Origin of the sequence: Nocardioides jiangsuensis (assembly GCF_019679455.1) — a bacterium.
In the GTDB taxonomy this organism is placed as follows: domain Bacteria; phylum Actinomycetota; class Actinomycetes; order Propionibacteriales; family Nocardioidaceae; genus Nocardioides_C; species Nocardioides_C jiangsuensis.
Map to the genome: position 1 here is coordinate 848,283 of NZ_JAIEZQ010000002.1, position 16,853 is coordinate 865,135.

Annotated in this window: 11 protein-coding genes; 4 read left to right on the forward strand and 7 right to left on the reverse strand. The window is 71.3% G+C overall.

Annotated features, from left to right (window positions below; translation table 11 throughout):
• Nucleotides 1–82 precede the first annotated feature (82 nt).
• Nucleotides 83–1,039 (forward strand): tetratricopeptide repeat protein, encoded by a 957-nt coding sequence (locus tag K1X13_RS12650; RefSeq protein ID WP_221025391.1) that lies wholly within the window; start codon nt 83–85, stop codon nt 1,037–1,039.
• Here K1X13_RS12650 and K1X13_RS12655 read toward each other — a convergent pair.
• From K1X13_RS12655 to K1X13_RS12680, 6 genes are all read right to left on the reverse strand, one after another.
• Nucleotides 1,002–1,721: a hypothetical protein gene (locus K1X13_RS12655; protein ID WP_221025392.1), complete on the reverse strand. Its 720-nt coding sequence runs from the start codon at nt 1,719–1,721 to the stop codon at nt 1,002–1,004. The two genes, K1X13_RS12650 and K1X13_RS12655, sit on opposite strands and share 38 nt — an antisense overlap.
• Before the next feature lie 109 nt (nt 1,722–1,830).
• Nucleotides 1,831–2,736, reverse strand: a complete 906-nt coding sequence (locus tag K1X13_RS12660; RefSeq protein WP_221025393.1) for an NUDIX hydrolase — start codon at nt 2,734–2,736, stop codon at nt 1,831–1,833.
• Nucleotides 2,717–4,909, reverse strand: coding sequence for a 1,4-alpha-glucan branching protein GlgB (gene glgB, locus K1X13_RS12665; RefSeq protein WP_221025394.1), 2,193 nt, complete (start codon nt 4,907–4,909; stop codon nt 2,717–2,719). The genes K1X13_RS12660 and glgB overlap by 20 nt, the downstream gene beginning before the upstream one ends.
• Nucleotides 4,909–6,414, reverse strand: coding sequence for a maltokinase N-terminal cap-like domain-containing protein (locus tag K1X13_RS12670; RefSeq protein WP_308249539.1), 1,506 nt, complete (start codon nt 6,412–6,414; stop codon nt 4,909–4,911). Before K1X13_RS12670 ends, glgB begins: the two co-directional genes overlap by 1 nt.
• Nucleotides 6,411–8,111, reverse strand: coding sequence for a maltose alpha-D-glucosyltransferase (treS, locus tag K1X13_RS12675; RefSeq protein WP_221026059.1), 1,701 nt, complete (start codon nt 8,109–8,111; stop codon nt 6,411–6,413). Before treS ends, K1X13_RS12670 begins: the two co-directional genes overlap by 4 nt.
• Before the next feature lie 35 nt (nt 8,112–8,146).
• A complete protein-coding gene (locus K1X13_RS12680) occupies nt 8,147–10,147 on the reverse strand; it encodes an alpha-1,4-glucan--maltose-1-phosphate maltosyltransferase (RefSeq protein ID WP_221025395.1) in 2,001 nt (666 codons plus the stop codon).
• Between the two features lie 80 nt (nt 10,148–10,227).
• On the opposite strand from K1X13_RS12680, the gene glgP reads away from it, so the two are divergent.
• The gene (gene glgP / locus K1X13_RS12685; RefSeq protein WP_221025396.1) at nt 10,228–12,810 is read left to right on the forward strand and encodes an alpha-glucan family phosphorylase; all 2,583 of its coding nucleotides are present in this window, start codon (nt 10,228–10,230) and stop codon (nt 12,808–12,810) included.
• A 148-nt stretch (nt 12,811–12,958) separates the two neighbouring features.
• On the opposite strand, the gene glgX is transcribed toward glgP, so the two are convergent.
• A complete protein-coding gene (gene glgX / locus K1X13_RS12690; protein ID WP_221025397.1) occupies nt 12,959–15,136 on the reverse strand; it encodes a glycogen debranching protein GlgX in 2,178 nt (725 codons plus the stop codon).
• A gap of 149 nt (nt 15,137–15,285) precedes the next feature.
• Between glgX and K1X13_RS12695 the strand changes: the two genes are divergently transcribed.
• Both K1X13_RS12695 and K1X13_RS19160 read left to right on the forward strand, forming a co-directional pair.
• The gene (locus tag K1X13_RS12695; protein ID WP_221025398.1) at nt 15,286–16,065 is read left to right on the forward strand and encodes an enoyl-CoA hydratase/isomerase family protein; all 780 of its coding nucleotides are present in this window, start codon (nt 15,286–15,288) and stop codon (nt 16,063–16,065) included.
• A gap of 165 nt (nt 16,066–16,230) precedes the next feature.
• Complete coding sequence (locus K1X13_RS19160; RefSeq protein WP_225914971.1) at nt 16,231–16,719, forward strand: hypothetical protein; 489 nt, start codon at nt 16,231–16,233, stop codon at nt 16,717–16,719.
• Nucleotides 16,720–16,853 lie beyond the last annotated feature (134 nt).

Consider the following 16,853-nt stretch of genomic DNA (forward strand, 5'->3'; position numbering starts at 1 on the left):
CGGCACCCTCGTACGACGACCACGGACCCGTGGTGCGGAGCCGGTTGGCCGCACCCGGGTCGGATCGGGAAAGATAGGCCCCATGAGCACGCCACCGTTCTCGCGTCCCGGCGCCGTCGACCTGTCCGCCCTGAAGCGCCCCGCCGCCCCCGCGGGTCCGGCACCCGGCCGTCCCGCCGGCCCGGCGCCGTCCGGAGCGGCCGCGGGCGGGGGCGCCTACTCCGTCGACCTCGACGAGCAGAACTTCCAGGCCGAGCTGCAGGGTGTCGCGAACGCCCCGGTGGTCCTGGTCTTCTACTCCGGGCAGATGCCGCAGAGCGTCACGCTCGCGCAGGACCTCGACACCCTCGCCGACGAGTTCGAGGGCCGCTTCCTGCTCGGCAAGGTCGACGTGGACGCCTCGCCGGGCATCGCGCAGGCGCTGCAGATCCCGTCGGTGCCGCTCGTCGCGCTCGCCATGGGCGGCCAGCTCGCGCCGCTGCTCCAGGACGCCCCGCCGCTCGAGGAGCTGCGCGGCCTGCTCGCCCAGGTGCTCCAGGCCGCCACCGCCCAGGGCCTGACCGGCCGGGTGCAGCCGCGGGGCGGTGCGGTCCCCGACGAGGAGGGCGAGGAGCAGGTCGACCCGCGCTACGCCCCCGCGCAGGACGCGCTCGCCGCCGGTGACATCGAGGGCGCGGTCGCGGAGTACCAGAAGCTCGTCGACGCGAACCCCGCCGACGCCGAGGCCGCCGGCGGCCTGGCGATGGCCAAGGTCCTCCAGCGCACCGCACACGTGGACGCCCCCGCCGCCCAGGAGGCCCGGGCCGCGGCCGCGCAGGACCCGGACAGCGTCGAGGCGCAGACCCTCGTCGCCGACCTCGACCTGCTCGGCGGCCACGTGGAGGACGCCTTCGGCCGGCTCGTCGACCTGGTCCGCCGTACCTCCGGCGACGAGCGCGACGCGGCCCGCAACCACCTGCTCGGGTTGTTCGCGGCCGTCGGCAACGACGACTCGCGGGTGCTCAAGGGCCGGCAGAACCTGGCCAACGCCCTGTTCTGACCCCCTCGGCGCGGCGCTTCACGCCGAGCAGCATGCTCCGCGCCATCACGAAGTCGCTGGGCACCACCACGAGGTGCCACAGCAGCCGTGTCACCAGCGAGCCGGTCAGCCGGACCCGGAGCAACAGCCGGGTCCGGCGACCGCCGTCCACGGGCAGCAGCAGGAACGACCAGGTCCAGGACACCGTCATCGCCCGCTCCAGCGCCGGCGGGACGTGGGTGGTCGAGTGCAGCACGAGGTGCTCGCCGGGGACCAGCTCGCGGATCACGAAGTACGCCGTGCCCGGCTCGCCGTCGGGGATGACGTCGCCGACCCGGAGGTCCTGCAGCGCGGGCACGACCCGGTCCGCGCTCGGGTTGTCGATGTGCCAGATCCACCGGTCCACCCAGGGGTAGGTGTACCAGCCGGCCCGGTGGTAGCCCATCTGCGCGAGCCAGGGCCAGACCTGGTCCGGTGCCGCGTCGACGGTGACCGCGTGCATCGTCCGCCCCGCGGGGTCGGGGACGATCTCGTCACCCGGCATCGGCCGCTCCCGCTCCTCGGGGGTGGAGCCCCACGTGGAGCCGAGCCGGTGCAGACCGGCGAAGCCCAGGCACGCAACGACCGCGCCGGCGCGCCACCAGGGGACCGCGGCGGCGCCACGGGGAGGACTCAGCACCTGACGTACGTCACGCCGTCGCATCGGCCTCACCCCCGGGTCGCCCGCCGTCCCTCCACGGTGGACGGCGGCCGCACCCCGCGGACAGAGGAGAAGGTCCCGACGACCGGGCACCGCCCGGGTGGGGCCTGGGTCAGCGGCCGGACTCGGTGTACGACGGGCCGGCGCCGCCGACGTTCGCCAGCGCGGACTCGATCCGGCGTGCGGTGAAGTCCGCGCAGCGCTCGCGCACCTGCTCCGGCGTGCAGAACTCCGCTGAGCGGATCTCCCGCGGCTGGGCGACGACCCGGTCCACGATCGACGCGTCGTGCACGCCACCGTCGAAGACCAGGCAGAGCGCGTCGTCCCAGCCGGACCACGACGGCAGCCAGTCGGTGAGCAGCAGGCCGCCGGCCTTGATGTCGAGCGCCAGCTCCTCCTCGAGCTCCCGCGCCACCGCCAGCTGCGGCGACTCGTGCACCTCCACGACGCCGCCGGGCAGGTCCCAGTCCTGCTTGTAGGTGAGGTTGCACAGCAGCACGCGGTCGTCGTGGTCGCGGACCAGCATCTGGGCGATCGCGCGCTTGCGGGGGAGGAAGGAGTTGAGCAGCGCGCGGAAGCTCTCCGGCTTGCTGAGCGGCGGGTCGGTCGCCAGCCGGGCGAACAGCACCCGGTCCTCCCGGCTCTCCTCGACCACGCCATGGCCGCGCACGAGCCCCTCGCGGAGCAGGCCGGACCGGGTCGCCACCCGCATCGCCCGGTCGTTGCCGGGCGGGACGTAGGCCTCGACCCGGGCCAGCCGCAGGCCGCGGAAGGCGTAGTCCACCAGCAGCCCGACGGCCCGGGTGGCCAGGCCGCGGCCGGTGAAGCCGGGGTCGAGCTCCCAGGTCAGCCGGCCCACCGCATCGGGGTGCACGACCACGCACACCGCACCGACCTCGGACCCCTCCGAGGTCACCGCGAACAGGTGGGCGTGCTCCTCCGACGGGCGCCGCCGGAGCGACACGACGCCGTCGGTCAGGTCGGGTCCGGAACCGTGGTCAGCGTGCGGGGGAGTCACCCTCGAACCTTAGCCAGAGAGTCCCCAGCGGCGGCAGGCTGACCGTCGCGGAGACCGGCTGGCCGTGCCAGGCGTCCTCGGTCGCCTCGGCCGCCCCGAAGTTGCCCACGCCGGAGCCGTAGTAGGTCTCCGCGTCGGTGTTGAGCACCTCGGACCAGCGGCCGGCGGCGGGGAGCCCGACCCGGTAGCCGTGGTGGGGGACCGCCGAGAAGTTGGCGACGCAGGCGAGCTGCGACCCGTCGCGGCCGCGGCGGAGGAAGCTGAACACGTTGTTGTCGGCGTCGTTGGCGTCGATCCAGGCGAAGCCCTGCTCGTCCTGGTCCAGCGACCACAGCGCCGGCGTCTCGCCGTAGACCCGGTTCAGGTCACGCACCAGCGACTGCACCCCGGCGTGCTCCACGTGGTCGAGCAGCCACCAGTCGAGCTCGCGGCTCTCGGCCCACTCCGACTCCTGGGCGAACTCCGAGCCCATGAACAGCAGCTGCTTGCCCGGGTGGGCCCACATGTACGCCAGGTAGGTGCGCAGGTTCGCGAGCTGGCGCCACCGGTCGCCCGGCATCTTGCGCAGCAGCGAGCCCTTGCCGTGCACGACCTCGTCGTGGCTGATCGGCAGGATGTAGTTCTCCGAGTAGGCGTAGACCATGGAGAAGGTCATCTGGTGGTGGTGGTACTGCCGGTGCACCGGGTCGTTCTGCACGTAGCCGAGGCTGTCGTGCATCCAGCCCATGTTCCACTTGAAGCCGAACCCGAGCCCGCCGAGGTGGGTGGCCCGGGTGACGCCCGGCCACGACGTGGACTCCTCGGCGATCGTGATCGCGCCGGGGACCCGCCGGTAGCAGGTGGCGTTCATCTCCTGGAGGAACTGCACCGCCTCGAGGTTCTCGCGGCCGCCGTACACGTTGGGCGTCCACTCGCCGTCCTCGCGGGAGTAGTCGAGGTAGAGCATCGAGGCGACCGCGTCGACGCGCAGGCCGTCGATGTGGAACTCCTCGAGCCAGTACAGCGCGTTGGCGACCAGGAAGTTGCGGACCTCCTTGCGGCCGAAGTTGAAGACGTAGGTGCCCCAGTCGGGGTGCTCGCCGCGGGAGGGGTTCGGGTCCTCGTAGAGCGGGGTCCCGTCGAAGCGGGCGAGCGCGAACTCGTCCTTGGGGAAGTGCGCGGGGACCCAGTCCACGATCACGCCGATCCCGCCCTGGTGCAGCCGGTCGACGAGGTAGCGGAACTCGTCGGGGCTGCCGAACCGGGCGGTGGGCGCGAAGTACGACGTCACCTGGTAGCCCCACGAGCCGCCGAACGGGTGCTCCATCACCGGCAGGAACTCCACGTGGGTGAACCCGAGGTCCTGCAGGTACGGCACCAGCTCGTCGGCGAGCTCGGTGTAGGACAGCCCGCGCCGCCACGAGCCGAGGTGCATCTCGTAGACCGACATCGGCTTCTCGTGGATGTCGCCGCCCTGGGCGCGCCGGCGCATCCAGTCGGCGTCCTCCCACGCGTACTGCGAGTCGAAGACCACCGACGACGTCGCCGGCGGGGTCTCGGTGTGGTAGGCCATCGGGTCGGCCTTCTCGCGCCACTGGCCGTCCGCGCCGAGGATCACGTACTTGTACCGGGTGCCGGAGCCGACGTCGGGCACGAAGAGCTCCCAGATCCCGGACGTGCCGAGCTGGCGCATCGGGTGCTCGCGGCCGTCCCAGCTGTTGAAGTCGCCCTTCACCCGGATCGCGCGGGCGTGCGGCGCCCAGACCGCGAACGACGTGCCGGTGACCTTGCCCTGCGCGCCGTCGTAGCGGCGGACGTGGGCGCCGAGGACGTCCCACAGCTGCTCGTGGCGACCCTCGTTGATCAGGTGGATGTCCACCTCGCCGAGGGTCGGCAGGTAGCGGTAGGCGTCGTCGGACCGCTGCGGCTCGCCACCGGCGTAGGTGACCTCGAGCCGGTAGTCCGGGACCTCGGGGACGTCGAGCACGCCGGCCCACACGCCCTCGTACTCGTGCTCGAGCCGGACGCTCTCGCCGCCGTGGACGACGCTCACCGACTCGGCGAGCGGGCGGAACACGCGGACGGTGACCGCGCCGTCGTGCTGGTGCGGGCCGAGGACCGCGTGCGGGTCGCCGTGCTCGCCGGCGGCCAGCTGGCCGAGGATCGACGTGTCGAGCTGGAGGAGCTTGCCCATCAGTTGCTCGCCTCCTGGGCGCTGGGGTCCGCCGGCGGCTCGGTGAGCCGCGCGATCGCGGACAGGGGGATGGTGATCCAGGTCGGTCGGTTGCGTGCCTCGTAGACCGCCTCGTAGACGGCCTTGTCCACCTCGTAGGCGCGGAGCAGCACCCGCTGGTCGGCGGTCAGGCCGTCGTCGGGGGTACGGCCGCTCGCCTCGACGTAGCCCTCGAGGAACGCGGTGCGGTTGCGCTCGGCCCACTCGGCCGCGCGGTAGGCGATCTGGGCCCCCTCCTCGACGTCGGCCTCGACGGCGTGCGCGGCGTAGTCGAAGGAGCGGAGCATGCCGGCGACGTCGCGCCAGGCGGAGTCGGGCCGGACCCGCTCCGAGAGCGGCTTGGCGGGCTCGCCCTCGAAGTCCACGATCTTCCAGCCGCGCACGGTGCGCAGGGTCTGCCCGAGGTGGAAGTCGGCGTGGATCCGCTGGACCACCACCGGCTCCGTCACCGAGGTGACCGCGTCGAAGGCGCTCCGTAGTGCGTCGCGACGCTCGGCCAGGTCGGGGACGACGGCAGCGGCCTCGTCGAGCCGCCGCTTCATCGCCTCGGCCAGGTCGGACAGCTCCGCGGGCCCCCAGGTCGCGGTGGGGAACTCGGCGGCGAGCGCGTCGTGCACCTCGGCGGTGGCCACGCCGAGCCGGTGCGCCTCGGCCGCGAAGTCACCGCCGACCTCGTCGGCGTGCAGGTCGGCCTCGGCGAAGAGGTCCCGCACGCTGGCGAGCGCGAGGTCCCAGCCGTCGCTCGCGGTGCGCAGGAACTGCTGGAGCATCGCCAGCTGCAGCGGCTCGTCGGACCCGTGCGCCGGAGCCTCCAGCCAGCCGTAGAGCGCGGCGATGTGTTCGCTGTGGGAGCGCGTGAGCGCGTCGTGGATCTCGATGTCGGGGTTGCGGCCGGGGGTGACCTTGCGGAACACCTTCATCAGGCTGTCGTCGCCGAAGGCGACCGAGGAGTTGCTCTGCTCGCCGGAGAACAGCGTGGACCGGGTGTCCAGGTCGAGCTCGTGCCCCTCGAGCCGGTGGAACCACAGGTCGGTGTCGTGGTGCTCCACCTCGAAGGCGCGCAGCCACCAGATGGTGGCGTTGCGGTCGTGCAGGGCGTCGTAGACGAACGCCTCGCCGAAGTCCTCGTCGGTCCACTGCCCGACCAGGGCGTGCTCGAGCCGCTCCTGCGGGGAGCGGTAGTAGGCGAGGGGGAGCTGGTAGAGCTCGGTGGTGCCGTCGTCGTACTCCAGGGTGGCCAGCTCGATCCGCACCCGCGGGGACTCGACCCGCTGCTCCGCGGGGGAGCCGGGCTCGTCCTGAGCGGTGGGCGCCTCGAGCACCCCCGCCGACGTGGCCGCGTTGAGCCAGGCCAGGCGGCGGACGTGGGTCACCGACATCTGCCGGCCCTTGCCGCCGAACCAGCGGGCGGTGGCGATGTAGTCGGCGAGCGCGCCGAGTACGGCGGCGTCGGCGGCGGCGGTCACGGGTGGGTCCCCTCGTCCAGCGTCTGGACCGGCTTCGGCAGCCGGAACCAGTAGAACCCGTAGGCGCCGAGCGTCAGCAGGTACGGCAGCTCGCCGATCTGCGGGAAGCGGACGCCGCCCAGCAGCTCGATCGGCTCGACCCCCTCCCAGCGGCGCAGGTCGAGCTCGACCGGCTGCGGGAAGCGGGACAGGTTGTGCACGCACAGCACGATGTCGTCCTCGTGCTCGCGGACGTAGCTGAGCACGCTGGGGTTCGACCCGCCGAGGTCGGTGAACGTGCCGAGCCCGAAGGCGGGGTGCTTCCGGCGTGCGTGGATCATCCGCCGCGTCCAGTGCAGCAGCGACGAGGCGTTCTCGAGCTCGGTCTCCACGTTGACCCGCTGGTAGCCGAAGACCGGGTCCTGGATCACCGGCAGGTGCAGGCGGCCCGGGGTGGACACCGAGAAGCCGGCGTTCCGGTCGGGGGTCCACTGCATCGGCGTGCGCACGCCGTCGCGGTCACCGAGCCAGATGTTGTCGCCCATGCCGATCTCGTCCCCGTAGTACAGGACGGGGGAGCCGGGCAAGGACAGCAGGAGCGCGGTGAACAGCTCCATCGTGTTGACGTCGTTGTCGAGCAGCGGGGCGAGCCGGCGCCGGATGCCGATGTTCGCCTTCATCCGGGGATCCTTGGCGTACTCGCCCCACATGTAGTCGCGGTCCTCGTCGGTGACCATCTCGAGGGTGAGCTCGTCGTGGTTGCGCAGGAAGATGCCCCACTGGGCGTTCGACGGGATCTCCGGGGTCTGCTCCAGGATCTCCGAGATCGGGAAGCGGGACTCGCGACGCACCGCCATGAAGATGCGCGGCATCACCGGGAAGTGGAAGCACATGTGGCACTCGTCGCCCCCCTTCTCGAAGTCGCCGAAGTAGTCCACGACGTCGGCCGGCCACTGGTTCGCCTCCGCGAGCAGGATCCGGTCGGGGTAGTGCTCGTCGACGTACTTGCGGACCTCCTTGAGGAAGTCGTGGGTCTCCTTGAGGTTCTCGCCGTTGGTCCCGGGGCGCTCGTAGAGGTAGGGGACCGCGTCGAGGCGGAAGCCGTCGATGCCCATGTCGAGCCAGAACTTCAGGGCCTCAAGCATCGCCTCGTGGACCTTCGGGTTGTCGAAGTTCAGGTCCGGCTGGTGGCTGTAGAAGCGGTGCCAGAAGTACTGCTGGCGGACCGGGTCCCAGGTCCAGTTCGACGGCTCGGTGTCGACGAAGATGATCCGCGCGTCCTCGTACAGGTCGTCGGTGTCGGACCAGACGTAGAAGTCGCCGTACGGGCCGTCGGGGTTGTTGCGCGACTCCTGGAACCAGGGGTGCTGGTCCGAGGTGTGGTTCATGACGAAGTCGATGATCACCCGGATGCCCCGCGAGTGCGCGGCGTCGAGGAACTCGTGGAAGTCGTCGACCGAGCCGCACTCGGGGAGGATGTTGGTGTAGTCGGCGACGTCGTAGCCGCCGTCGCGCAGCGGCGAGGTGAAGAACGGCGGCACCCACAGGCAGTCCACGCCGAGCCACTCGAGGTAGTCGAGCTTCTCGGTGAGGCCCTTGAAGTCGCCGACGCCGTCGCCGTTGGAGTCCTTGAAGGACCGGACCAGGACCTCGTAGAACACGGCCTTCTTGAACCAGTCCGGCTCGTGGGCCGGGAGCCCCTCCGCGGTCTCGGGCATCTGGCCCTGGGTCGCAGGCTGGGTCGCGGGCTGGGTCACAGGCTCGGCCTCCGAACGGTGAGGATGTGTGCGGGCTGGGTGTGCGGGTCGAGGCGCACGTAGTTGTGCTCGCCCCAGACCCAGGTGTCGCCGGTGAGCTCGTCGTGCACCGGGAAGGTCTCGTGCCAGTCCAGGCCGAGGCCCGGCATGTCGAGGTGCACGGTGGTCTCTCGCGCGGCGTGCGGGTCGACGTTGACCACGATGATCATCAGGTCCTCGTGCTCGTGGCCGGCCGCGTCGGTGGTCGTGGCGCGCTTGGAGAACACCAGGATCGACTCGTCGTCGCTGTGGTGGACGGTGAGGTTGCGCAGCTGCTGCAGCGCGGGGTGCGCCCGCCGGATCTGGTTCAGGCGGGTGATGTACGGAGCCAGGGAGCGCCCCTCGGCCTCGGCGGCCTCCCAGTCGCGGACCCGGACCTGGTACTTCTCCGAGTCGAGGTACTCCTCGCTGCCCGGCTTGACCGCGACGTGCTCGTAGAGCTCGAAGCCGGCGTAGACGCCCCACGAGGGCGCGCCGGTGGCGGCGATCGTGGCGCGGATCCTGAACGCCGCGGGGCCGCCGTACTGCAGGTAGGCGTGCAGGATGTCGGGCGTGTTCACGAACAGGTTCGGCCGCATCACGTGGCTGGTCTCGTGGGAGAGCTCGGTGAGGTACTCCTCGAGCTCCCACTTGGCGGTGCGCCAGGTGAAGTACGTGTAGGACTGGTGGAAGCCGACCGTGGCCAGGGTCCGCATCATGGCGGGCTTGGTGAACGCCTCGGACAGGAAGATCACGTCCGGGTCGGTCTTGCGGACCTCGCCGAGCAGCCACTCCCAGAACTCGACCGGCTTGGTGTGCGGGTTGTCCACGCGGAAGACGCGCACGCCGTGCGACATCCACAGCCGGACGATGCGGAGCACCTCGTGGTAGATGCCCGACGGGTCGTTGTCGAAGTTGACCGGGTAGATGTCCTGGTACTTCTTCGGCGGGTTCTCGGCGTAGGCGATGGTGCCGTCCGCGCGGGTGGTGAACCACTCCGGGTGGCTCTTCACCCACGGGTGGTCCGGGGCCGCCTGGAGCGCGAGGTCGAGGGCGACCTCGAGGCCGAGCTCGCCGGCACGCTCGACGAAGGCGTCGAAGTCCTCGAACGTGCCGAGGTCGGGGTGGATCGCGTCGTGGCCGCCCTCGTCGGAGCCGATCGCCCACGGCGAGCCGGGGTCGCCCTCCTCGGTCACCAGGGTGTTGTTCGGACCCTTGCGGTTGACCTTCCCGATCGGGTGGATCGGCGGCAGGTACAGGATGTCGAAGCCCATCTCCGCGACCGCGTCGAGGCGCTTGGCCGCGGTCGCGAAGGTGCCGGAGACGACCTTGCCGGTGGCCGGGTCGACGTACGCGCCCTCGGAACGCGGGAAGAACTCGTACCAGGAGCCGTAGAGCGCACGCTCCCGGTCGACGTAGAGCGGGTACGGCCCCTCGGGGGTGACCAGGTCGCGCAGCGGGTGGGCGGCGAGCACCTCGTCGACCGCGGGGGAGACCCCCGCGGCGTAGCGGGCCGGGTGCGGGCGCTTGACGTCCTTCAGGCCGGTGATCGCGTCCTCGACGGTGCGCCGCTCGGGGCTGCGGCGGGGGAGGCCCGCCGCCACCCGCTCGAGCAGCAGCACACCTTCGGTGAACATCAGCTCGACGTCGATGCCGGCGGGGATCTTGATCTCGGCGTTGTGCCGCCAGGTGGCGATCGGGTCGGACCACCCCTCGACCTCGAACGACCACGCTCCCGGCGTGTCGGCGGAGACCTCCGCGGACCACAGGTCGGGAGTCTCCTTGTCCTTGGTCATCCGGACCCCGGGGCGCCGTACGCCCGCGGGGTCGGTGAGGACCACGTCGGCACTGAGGGCATCGTGGCCCTCGCGGAACACCAGCGCGCTGACGGTGAAGGGTTCCCCCACCACCGCCTTCGCCGGGTACCGACCGTGGTCGACGACGGGAGAGACCTCCATGACGGGGATACGACCAACCATGGTGACAACCTGCCCGATTCCGGGAAGTCCATGCAAGTGCGTGTTGGAACGATCCAACGTTTTGCTGTTACCGTCGGACAGTGAGAGCAATCCGTCGATTCACCGTTCGACCGGTCCTCCCCGACTCGCTGAAGCCACTCGGCGATCTCGTGAACAACCTGCGGTGGTCCTGGCACCCCGAGACACAGGATCTGTTCGCTGCGATCGACCCCGAGCGGTGGGACGCGTGCGGCCACGACCCGGTCCGCCTTCTGGGGTCCGTCCCCACCGACCGTCTGCACGAGCTGGCAGCCGACAAGAAGTTCCTGCGCATGCTGGAGCTGGCGCACGCCGACCTCGAGCAGTACCTGACAGGGGACCGCTGGTACCAGTCGTCGGCCGGCGACACCGCCCCCCGGTCCATCGCCTACTTCTCCCCGGAGTTCGGCATCACCGCGGTGCTGCCGCAGTACTCCGGCGGTCTCGGCATCCTCGCCGGCGACCATCTCAAGACCGCCTCCGACCTCGGCGTCCCGATCGTGGGCGTCGGCCTGCTGTACCGGCACGGCTACTTCCAGCAGTCCCTGTCGCGCGAGGCCTGGCAGGAGGAGCGCTACCCGCTCCTCGACCCGGACGGGCTCCCGATCTCCGTGCTCCGCGAGGAGGACGGCTCGCCGGCCAAGATCAGCATCGGCCTGCCCGGTGACGAGTCGCTGACCGCGCGGATCTGGATCGCCCAGGTCGGCCGCGTCCCGCTGCTGCTCCTCGACTCCGACGTCGAGGAGAACAGCGAGGTCGTCCGCGACGTCACCGACCGGCTGTACGGCGGCACGACCGAGCACCGTCTGCGCCAGGAGCTGCTCCTCGGCGTCGGTGGCGTCCGGGCCCTGCGCGCCTTCTCCCGCATCACCGGCGCACCGGACCCCGAGGTCTTCCACACCAACGAGGGCCACGCCGGCTTCCTCGGCCTCGAGCGGATCCGCGAGCTGACCGAGGGTCCCGCTGGTCTGGACTACCCGACCGCCCTCGAGGTCTCGCGCGCCGGCACGGTCTTCACCACGCACACCCCGGTCCCCGCCGGGATCGACCGCTTCCCCCGCGACCTCGTCGAGCAGTACTTCGGCGGGGAGAACGCCTGCCACGGCGTCCCGGTGGACCGGATCCTCGCGCTCGGCTCCGAGGACTACACCGGCGGCGACCCGTCGGTGTTCAACATGGCCGTCATGGGCTTCCGGCTCTCCCAGCGCGCCAACGGCGTCTCGCTGCTGCACGGCGAGGTCAGCCGGGGCATGTTCGGCGGGCTGTGGCCCGAGTTCGACCCGGAGGAGCGCCCGATCACCTCGATCACCAACGGCGTGCATGGCCCGACCTGGGTCGCGCGCGAGGTGTTCGAGCTCGCCGAGAAGCAGGGCGTCGACCCCTCGGCCGACCGGCCGGAGCAGATCTTCGAGGCCGCGGACAAGGTGCCCGGCTCGGAGATCTGGGCGACCAAGCGCGTGCTCCGCGCCCGGCTCGTCGAGGACGCCCGCAAGCGGCTCGCCGAGTCGTGGCGGCACCGCGGCGCGACGCCGGCCGAGCTGGGCTGGATCGACTCCGCGCTCGACCCCGACGTGCTGACGATCGGCTTCGCGCGGCGCGTCCCGTCGTACAAGCGGCTCACCCTGATGCTGCGCGACCCCGAGCGGCTCAAGCGGATCCTGCTGGACCCCGACCGGCCCGTGCAGCTCGTGATCGCCGGCAAGTCGCACCCCGCCGACGAGGGCGGCAAGCGGCTGATCCAGGAGATCGTGAAGTTCTCCGACGACCCGGAGGTCCGCCACCGGATCGTGTTCCTGCCGAACTACGACATCGCGATGGCGCAGCCGCTCTACCCCGGCTGCGACGTGTGGCTGAACAACCCGCTGCGCCCGTACGAGGCGTGCGGCACCTCCGGCATGAAGGCCGCGCTGAACGGTGGCCTGAACCTGTCGATCCTCGACGGCTGGTGGGACGAGTGGTACGACGGCAACAACGGCTGGGCGATCCCGTCCGCCGACGGTGTCGACGACCCGGACCGTCGTGACGATATCGAGGCGCACGCGCTCTACGACCTGATCGAGAACGAGGTCGCGCCCCGGTTCTACGACGAGGACGCCGAGGGCGTGCCGGTGCGCTGGATCGAGATGGTCCGGCACACGCTGCGCTCGCTCGGGCCCAAGGTGCTGGCCACCCGCATGGTCCGCGACTACGTCCAGAAGCTGTACAGCCCGTCCGCCGCGACGTCGCGGGCGCTCAACCACGACTTCGGTGGGGCGCGTGAGCTCGCGACGTGGAAGCAGCGGGTGCTCACCGACTGGCCGTCGGTCGCGATCGACCACATCGAGTCCAGCGGCGTGGGCGACTCCCCGGAGATCGGCCAGACCCTCGAGGTGACCGTCTACGCCTCGCTCGGGAAGCTCCGGCCCGAGGACGTCGACGTGCAGGTCGTGCACGGACGGATCCGTCACGAGGAGGACCTCGTCGACACGCACGCCGAGTCCCTGCAGCTGGCCGAGACCTACGAGGACGGGCGGCACCGGTTCACCGGCACCGTCTCGCTCGCGCAGACCGGTCCGTTCGGGTACACCGCCCGGATCCTGCCCCGCCACCCGATGCTCGCCTCGCCGGCCGAGCTCGGCCAGGTGGCGCTGCCCGCCCACGTGTAGGACGGGCCGCACGGCAGACCAGAACGGGTGACGACCTCCGGGTCGTCACCCGTTCCGTCGTCTCGGGAAGCTGCGAAGCGGCGCGGGGGAGCCCGGTGCCGCGGGCCCGCGGGCGGCAACGGGCGGCTACGGTCGGGCCGGCGCGGGCTCAGGCCTCGCGCAGTACCAGCATCGAGCGCGGGGCGATGTCGATGACCTCGCCGGCCGCGACCCGGTCGCCGACCCTGTGTGCCTCGTCGGTGCTGAGCACGACCTCACCGGCCTGCACCCACTGCTGCAGCGGCAGGGTGACCTTGCCGGCCTCCGGGTGCGCGTTGAACCAGATCATGAACGACGAGTCGTGCAGCTGCTCGCCGCGCGGGCCGGGTGCCCGGAGCGGGTGCCCGGAGACGAACATCCCGAACTGGTGCAGGCCGTCGTCGAACCAGTCCCCGGCGGTCATCTCCCGGCCCTCGGGGTGCACCCAGGCCAGGTCCTTGGGGCCGCCGTCGATGGCGGGCCGGCCCTCCAGGAAGTGCCGCTGGCGCAGCGCGGTGTGCTCGCGACGCAGCCGGAGCGCGGTCTTGGTGATCTCGTAGATGTCGAGCCACGCGTCGTCCGGGCGCCAGTCCATCCAGGAGATCTCGTTGTCCTGGCCGTAGGCGTTGTTGTTGCCGCGCTGGGTGCGGCCCCGCTCGTCTCCGGCGGTGATCATCGGGACGCCGGTGGACAGGCAAAGCGTGGCGATCAGGTTCGCCGCCTGCCGGTGCCGGAGCCGGATCACCTCGGGGTCGTCGGTCTCGCCCTCGACGCCGCAGTTCCAGGACCGGTTGTTGTCGCTGCCGTCCCGGTTGCCCTCGCCGTTGGCCTCGTTGTGCTTCCGGTCGTAGGAGACGAGGTCGCGCAGGGTGAAGCCGTCGTGCGCGGTGACGAAGTTGACCGAGGCGTACGGCGACCGGCCGTCGTCGGCGTACAGGTCGCTGGACCCCGACAGGCGCGAGGCGACGTCGCGGATCCCGCCCGAGCGCAGCCGCCAGAAGTCGCGGATGGTGTCGCGGTACTTGTCGTTCCACTCCACCCACGGCGGCGGGAAGTTGCCGACCTGGTAGCCGTCCATGCTGGCGTCCCACGGCTCGGCGATCAGCTTCACGTGGCGCAGGACGGGGTCCTGGCCGACCGCGGTGAGGAAGTGCCCGCCCATGTCGACCATGTGGCCGGTGCGGGTCAGCGCGGGGGTGAGGTCGAACCGGAAGCCGTCGACGTGCATCTCGGTGACCCAGTAGCGCAGCGAGTCGAGGATTAGCCGCAGCGCGTTGGGGTGGGAGGCGTCGACGGTGTTGCCGCAGCCGGTGACGTCCCAGTAGGTGGCCTCGTCGACGTGCTTGTAGAAGCCGAGGTCGTCGAGACCGCGGAAGCACAGGGTGGGGCCGAACGGGCCGCCCTCGGCGGTGTGGTTGTAGACCACGTCGAGGATCACCTCGAGCCCGGCCTCGTGCAGCGCCTTGACCATGCGCTTGAACTCGGTGACCTGCTCGCCGCGGTCGCCGGAGGAGCTGTAGGCGTTGTGCGGGGCGAAGAAGCCGACCGAGTTGTAGCCCCAGTAGTTGGTCAGGCCGCGCGCGGCGAGGTCCGGCTCCGAGACGTACTGGTGCACGGGCAGCAGCTCGACGGTGGTGATGCCGAGGTCCTTCAGGTAGTGCACGACGGCGGGGGTGGTCAGGCCGGCGTACGTGCCGCGCAGGTCCTCGGGGATCTCGTTGTGCAGCTGGGTGAAGCCCTTGACGTGCAGCTCGTACACGACCGTGTCGGTCAGCCGGACCTTGGGCCGGGCCTCGTGCGGTCCCCAGTCGAAGTCGTCGTGCACGACGACGCTGCGGGGCATGGCCGGGGCGGAGTCCACGTCGCTGCGGACCAGCGCCTTCGCCGCCCGGGTCTCGGCGTCGTCGTCGCTGTCGGGCAGGGTGTAGCCGAAGATCGACGGGCCGGGTACGACGGAGCCGCTGACCGCGCGGGCGTACGGGTCGAGCAGCAGCTTCGCGGGGTTGAACCGGCGGCCGTTCTCCGGGTCCCAGGGGCCGTCCACGCGGTAGCCGTAGCGCTGGCCGCGCTCGACGCCGGGGAGCGCGCCGTGCCAGATGCCGAGGGTGTGCTCGGTCAGCTCGTAGCGGGTCTCCACCTCGGTGCCGTCCTCGGCGTCGTGGAACAGGCAGACCTCGACCCGGGTGGCCTCGGGGGCGTAGACGGCGAAGTTCGTGGACTCGTCGCTCCAGGTGGACCCGAGGGGCTCGTGCTGTCCCGGCCAGACGTCGGCTCGGTCCTGGTCGTCGGTCCACAGTCCGGGGTTCACCGGCTCATTCTTACCGATCGGCGGGGGGCGGAAACGCTCAGCGCGCCGGTGTCACCGACCTGTGACCGTCCGGGGCGCCGACCGGGACCGGACGCGGCGGTCTAGGCTCCCCGGCAGGCAACCAGAGGCGACAAGAGAAGGAGTGCACCGTGGGTGAGTTCGTGCGGCTCGAGGTCGAGGACGGAGTCGGGACGATCCGGATCGACCGGCCCAAGATGAACGCTCTCGACGTGCAGACCCAGGAGGAGATCCGGGCCGCCGCGGCGGAGGCCACGGACCGCGACGACGTCAAGGCGGTCGTGGTCTACGGCGGTGAGCGGGTGTTCGCCGCCGGCGCCGACATCAAGGAGATGGCAGCCATGTCGCACACCGACATGGTCAAGCGCAGCGGCGGGCTGCAGTCGGCCTTCACGGCCGTCGCGCGGATCCCGAAGCCGGTCGTCGCGGCGGTCACCGGCTACGCGCTCGGCGGCGGCTGTGAGCTCGCGCTCTGTGCCGACCTGCGCATCGCCGCCGACGACGCCACCCTCGGTCAGCCCGAGATCCTGCTCGGCATCATCCCGGGGGCCGGCGGCACCCAGCGGCTGACCCGGCTGGTCGGCCCGTCGCGGGCCAAGGAGCTGATCTTCTCCGGCCGTTTCGTGAAGGCCGAGGAGGCCCTCGAGATCGGGCTCGTGGACCGGCTCGTGCCCGCCGCGTCGGTCTACGAGGAGTCGGTCGCCTGGGCGCGGCAGTTCACCCGCGCCGCGTCGTACGCCCTGCGCGCCGCCAAGGAGGCGATCGACCACGGCCTCGAGGTGGACCTCGACACCGGGCTGGAGATCGAGCGGCAGCAGTTCGCCTCGCTCTTCGCGACCGAGGACCGGACCATCGGCATGGCGTCGTTCCTGGAGAGCGGCCCCGGCAAGGCCGACTTCGTCGGCCGCTGAGGCGTTGAGGCGTCAGTCGTGAGGCGTCGAGACGTCACCCGTACGGCGCCCCGCTGGTTTGGTCCGGTACGGCGTGGGGGACGATCCTCGCGCCCGGGCGGAACAGGTTCTCGTTGCGTGTCCGCGTCGGCTATCGTGCGGATACCTCGGACCAAGGAGACAGCAGTGACTGACGCCAGCAAGAGCGCGGACGGGACCACGGAGGCGGCCCCGGGCCCTGCGCCGGCGCCGGCCCAGGGCTCGACCACCCCGCCGGCCGCACCCGCGGCGACGACCCCGGCTCCGACCTCGACCACGCCTCCGGTCGAGGAGAAGCGCCGCCGGCGCCGTCCGAGCGGCGAGACGGTCAAGGCCGGCTCGAACGCGGTCCGCAACCGGATCGCGTCGCTGGTCTGGCTGGTCGCCGTGGTCTGCGCGCTGTTCCTCGCCGTGGGCGCGCTGCTCGTGGCGCTCGACGCGAACCGCGACAACGCGATCGTCACCTTCGTCCTGGAGATGGCCGACAAGCTCGACGGGCCGTTCAGCCGCGACAACGGCGTCTTCACCTTCGAGGGCAAGGACGGCGAGACCAAGGGCGCGCTCGTCAACTGGGGGATCGCCGCGGTGGTCTACCTCGTCGCCGGCAAGATCCTGGACCGGATCATCCGCCCCTGAGACCGTCGTGGGGCGCCGCGGACCCCGATGCCGGGACCGCGGCGCACCCGCCGGGAGCCCGTGTGACCCACCCCACCCGGGCACGTGTTCCGCTGCTTGCTACGCGCTAGTAACCTCATGAGACACGTGGACGG

Coding starts and splice junctions, on each gene's coding strand:
- glgB (WP_221025394.1), bottom strand. CDS start 4,909: ATGGGCAAGCTCCTCCAGCTCGACACGTCGATCCTCGGCCAGCTGGCC.
- K1X13_RS12680 (WP_221025395.1), bottom strand. CDS start 10,147: ATGGTTGGTCGTATCCCCGTCATGGAGGTCTCTCCCGTCGTCGACCAC.
- K1X13_RS12650 (WP_221025391.1), top strand. CDS start 83: ATGAGCACGCCACCGTTCTCGCGTCCCGGCGCCGTCGACCTGTCCGCC.
- treS (WP_221026059.1), bottom strand. CDS start 8,111: ATGCCCGAGACCGCGGAGGGGCTCCCGGCCCACGAGCCGGACTGGTTC.
- K1X13_RS12655 (WP_221025392.1), bottom strand. CDS start 1,721: ATGCGACGGCGTGACGTACGTCAGGTGCTGAGTCCTCCCCGTGGCGCC.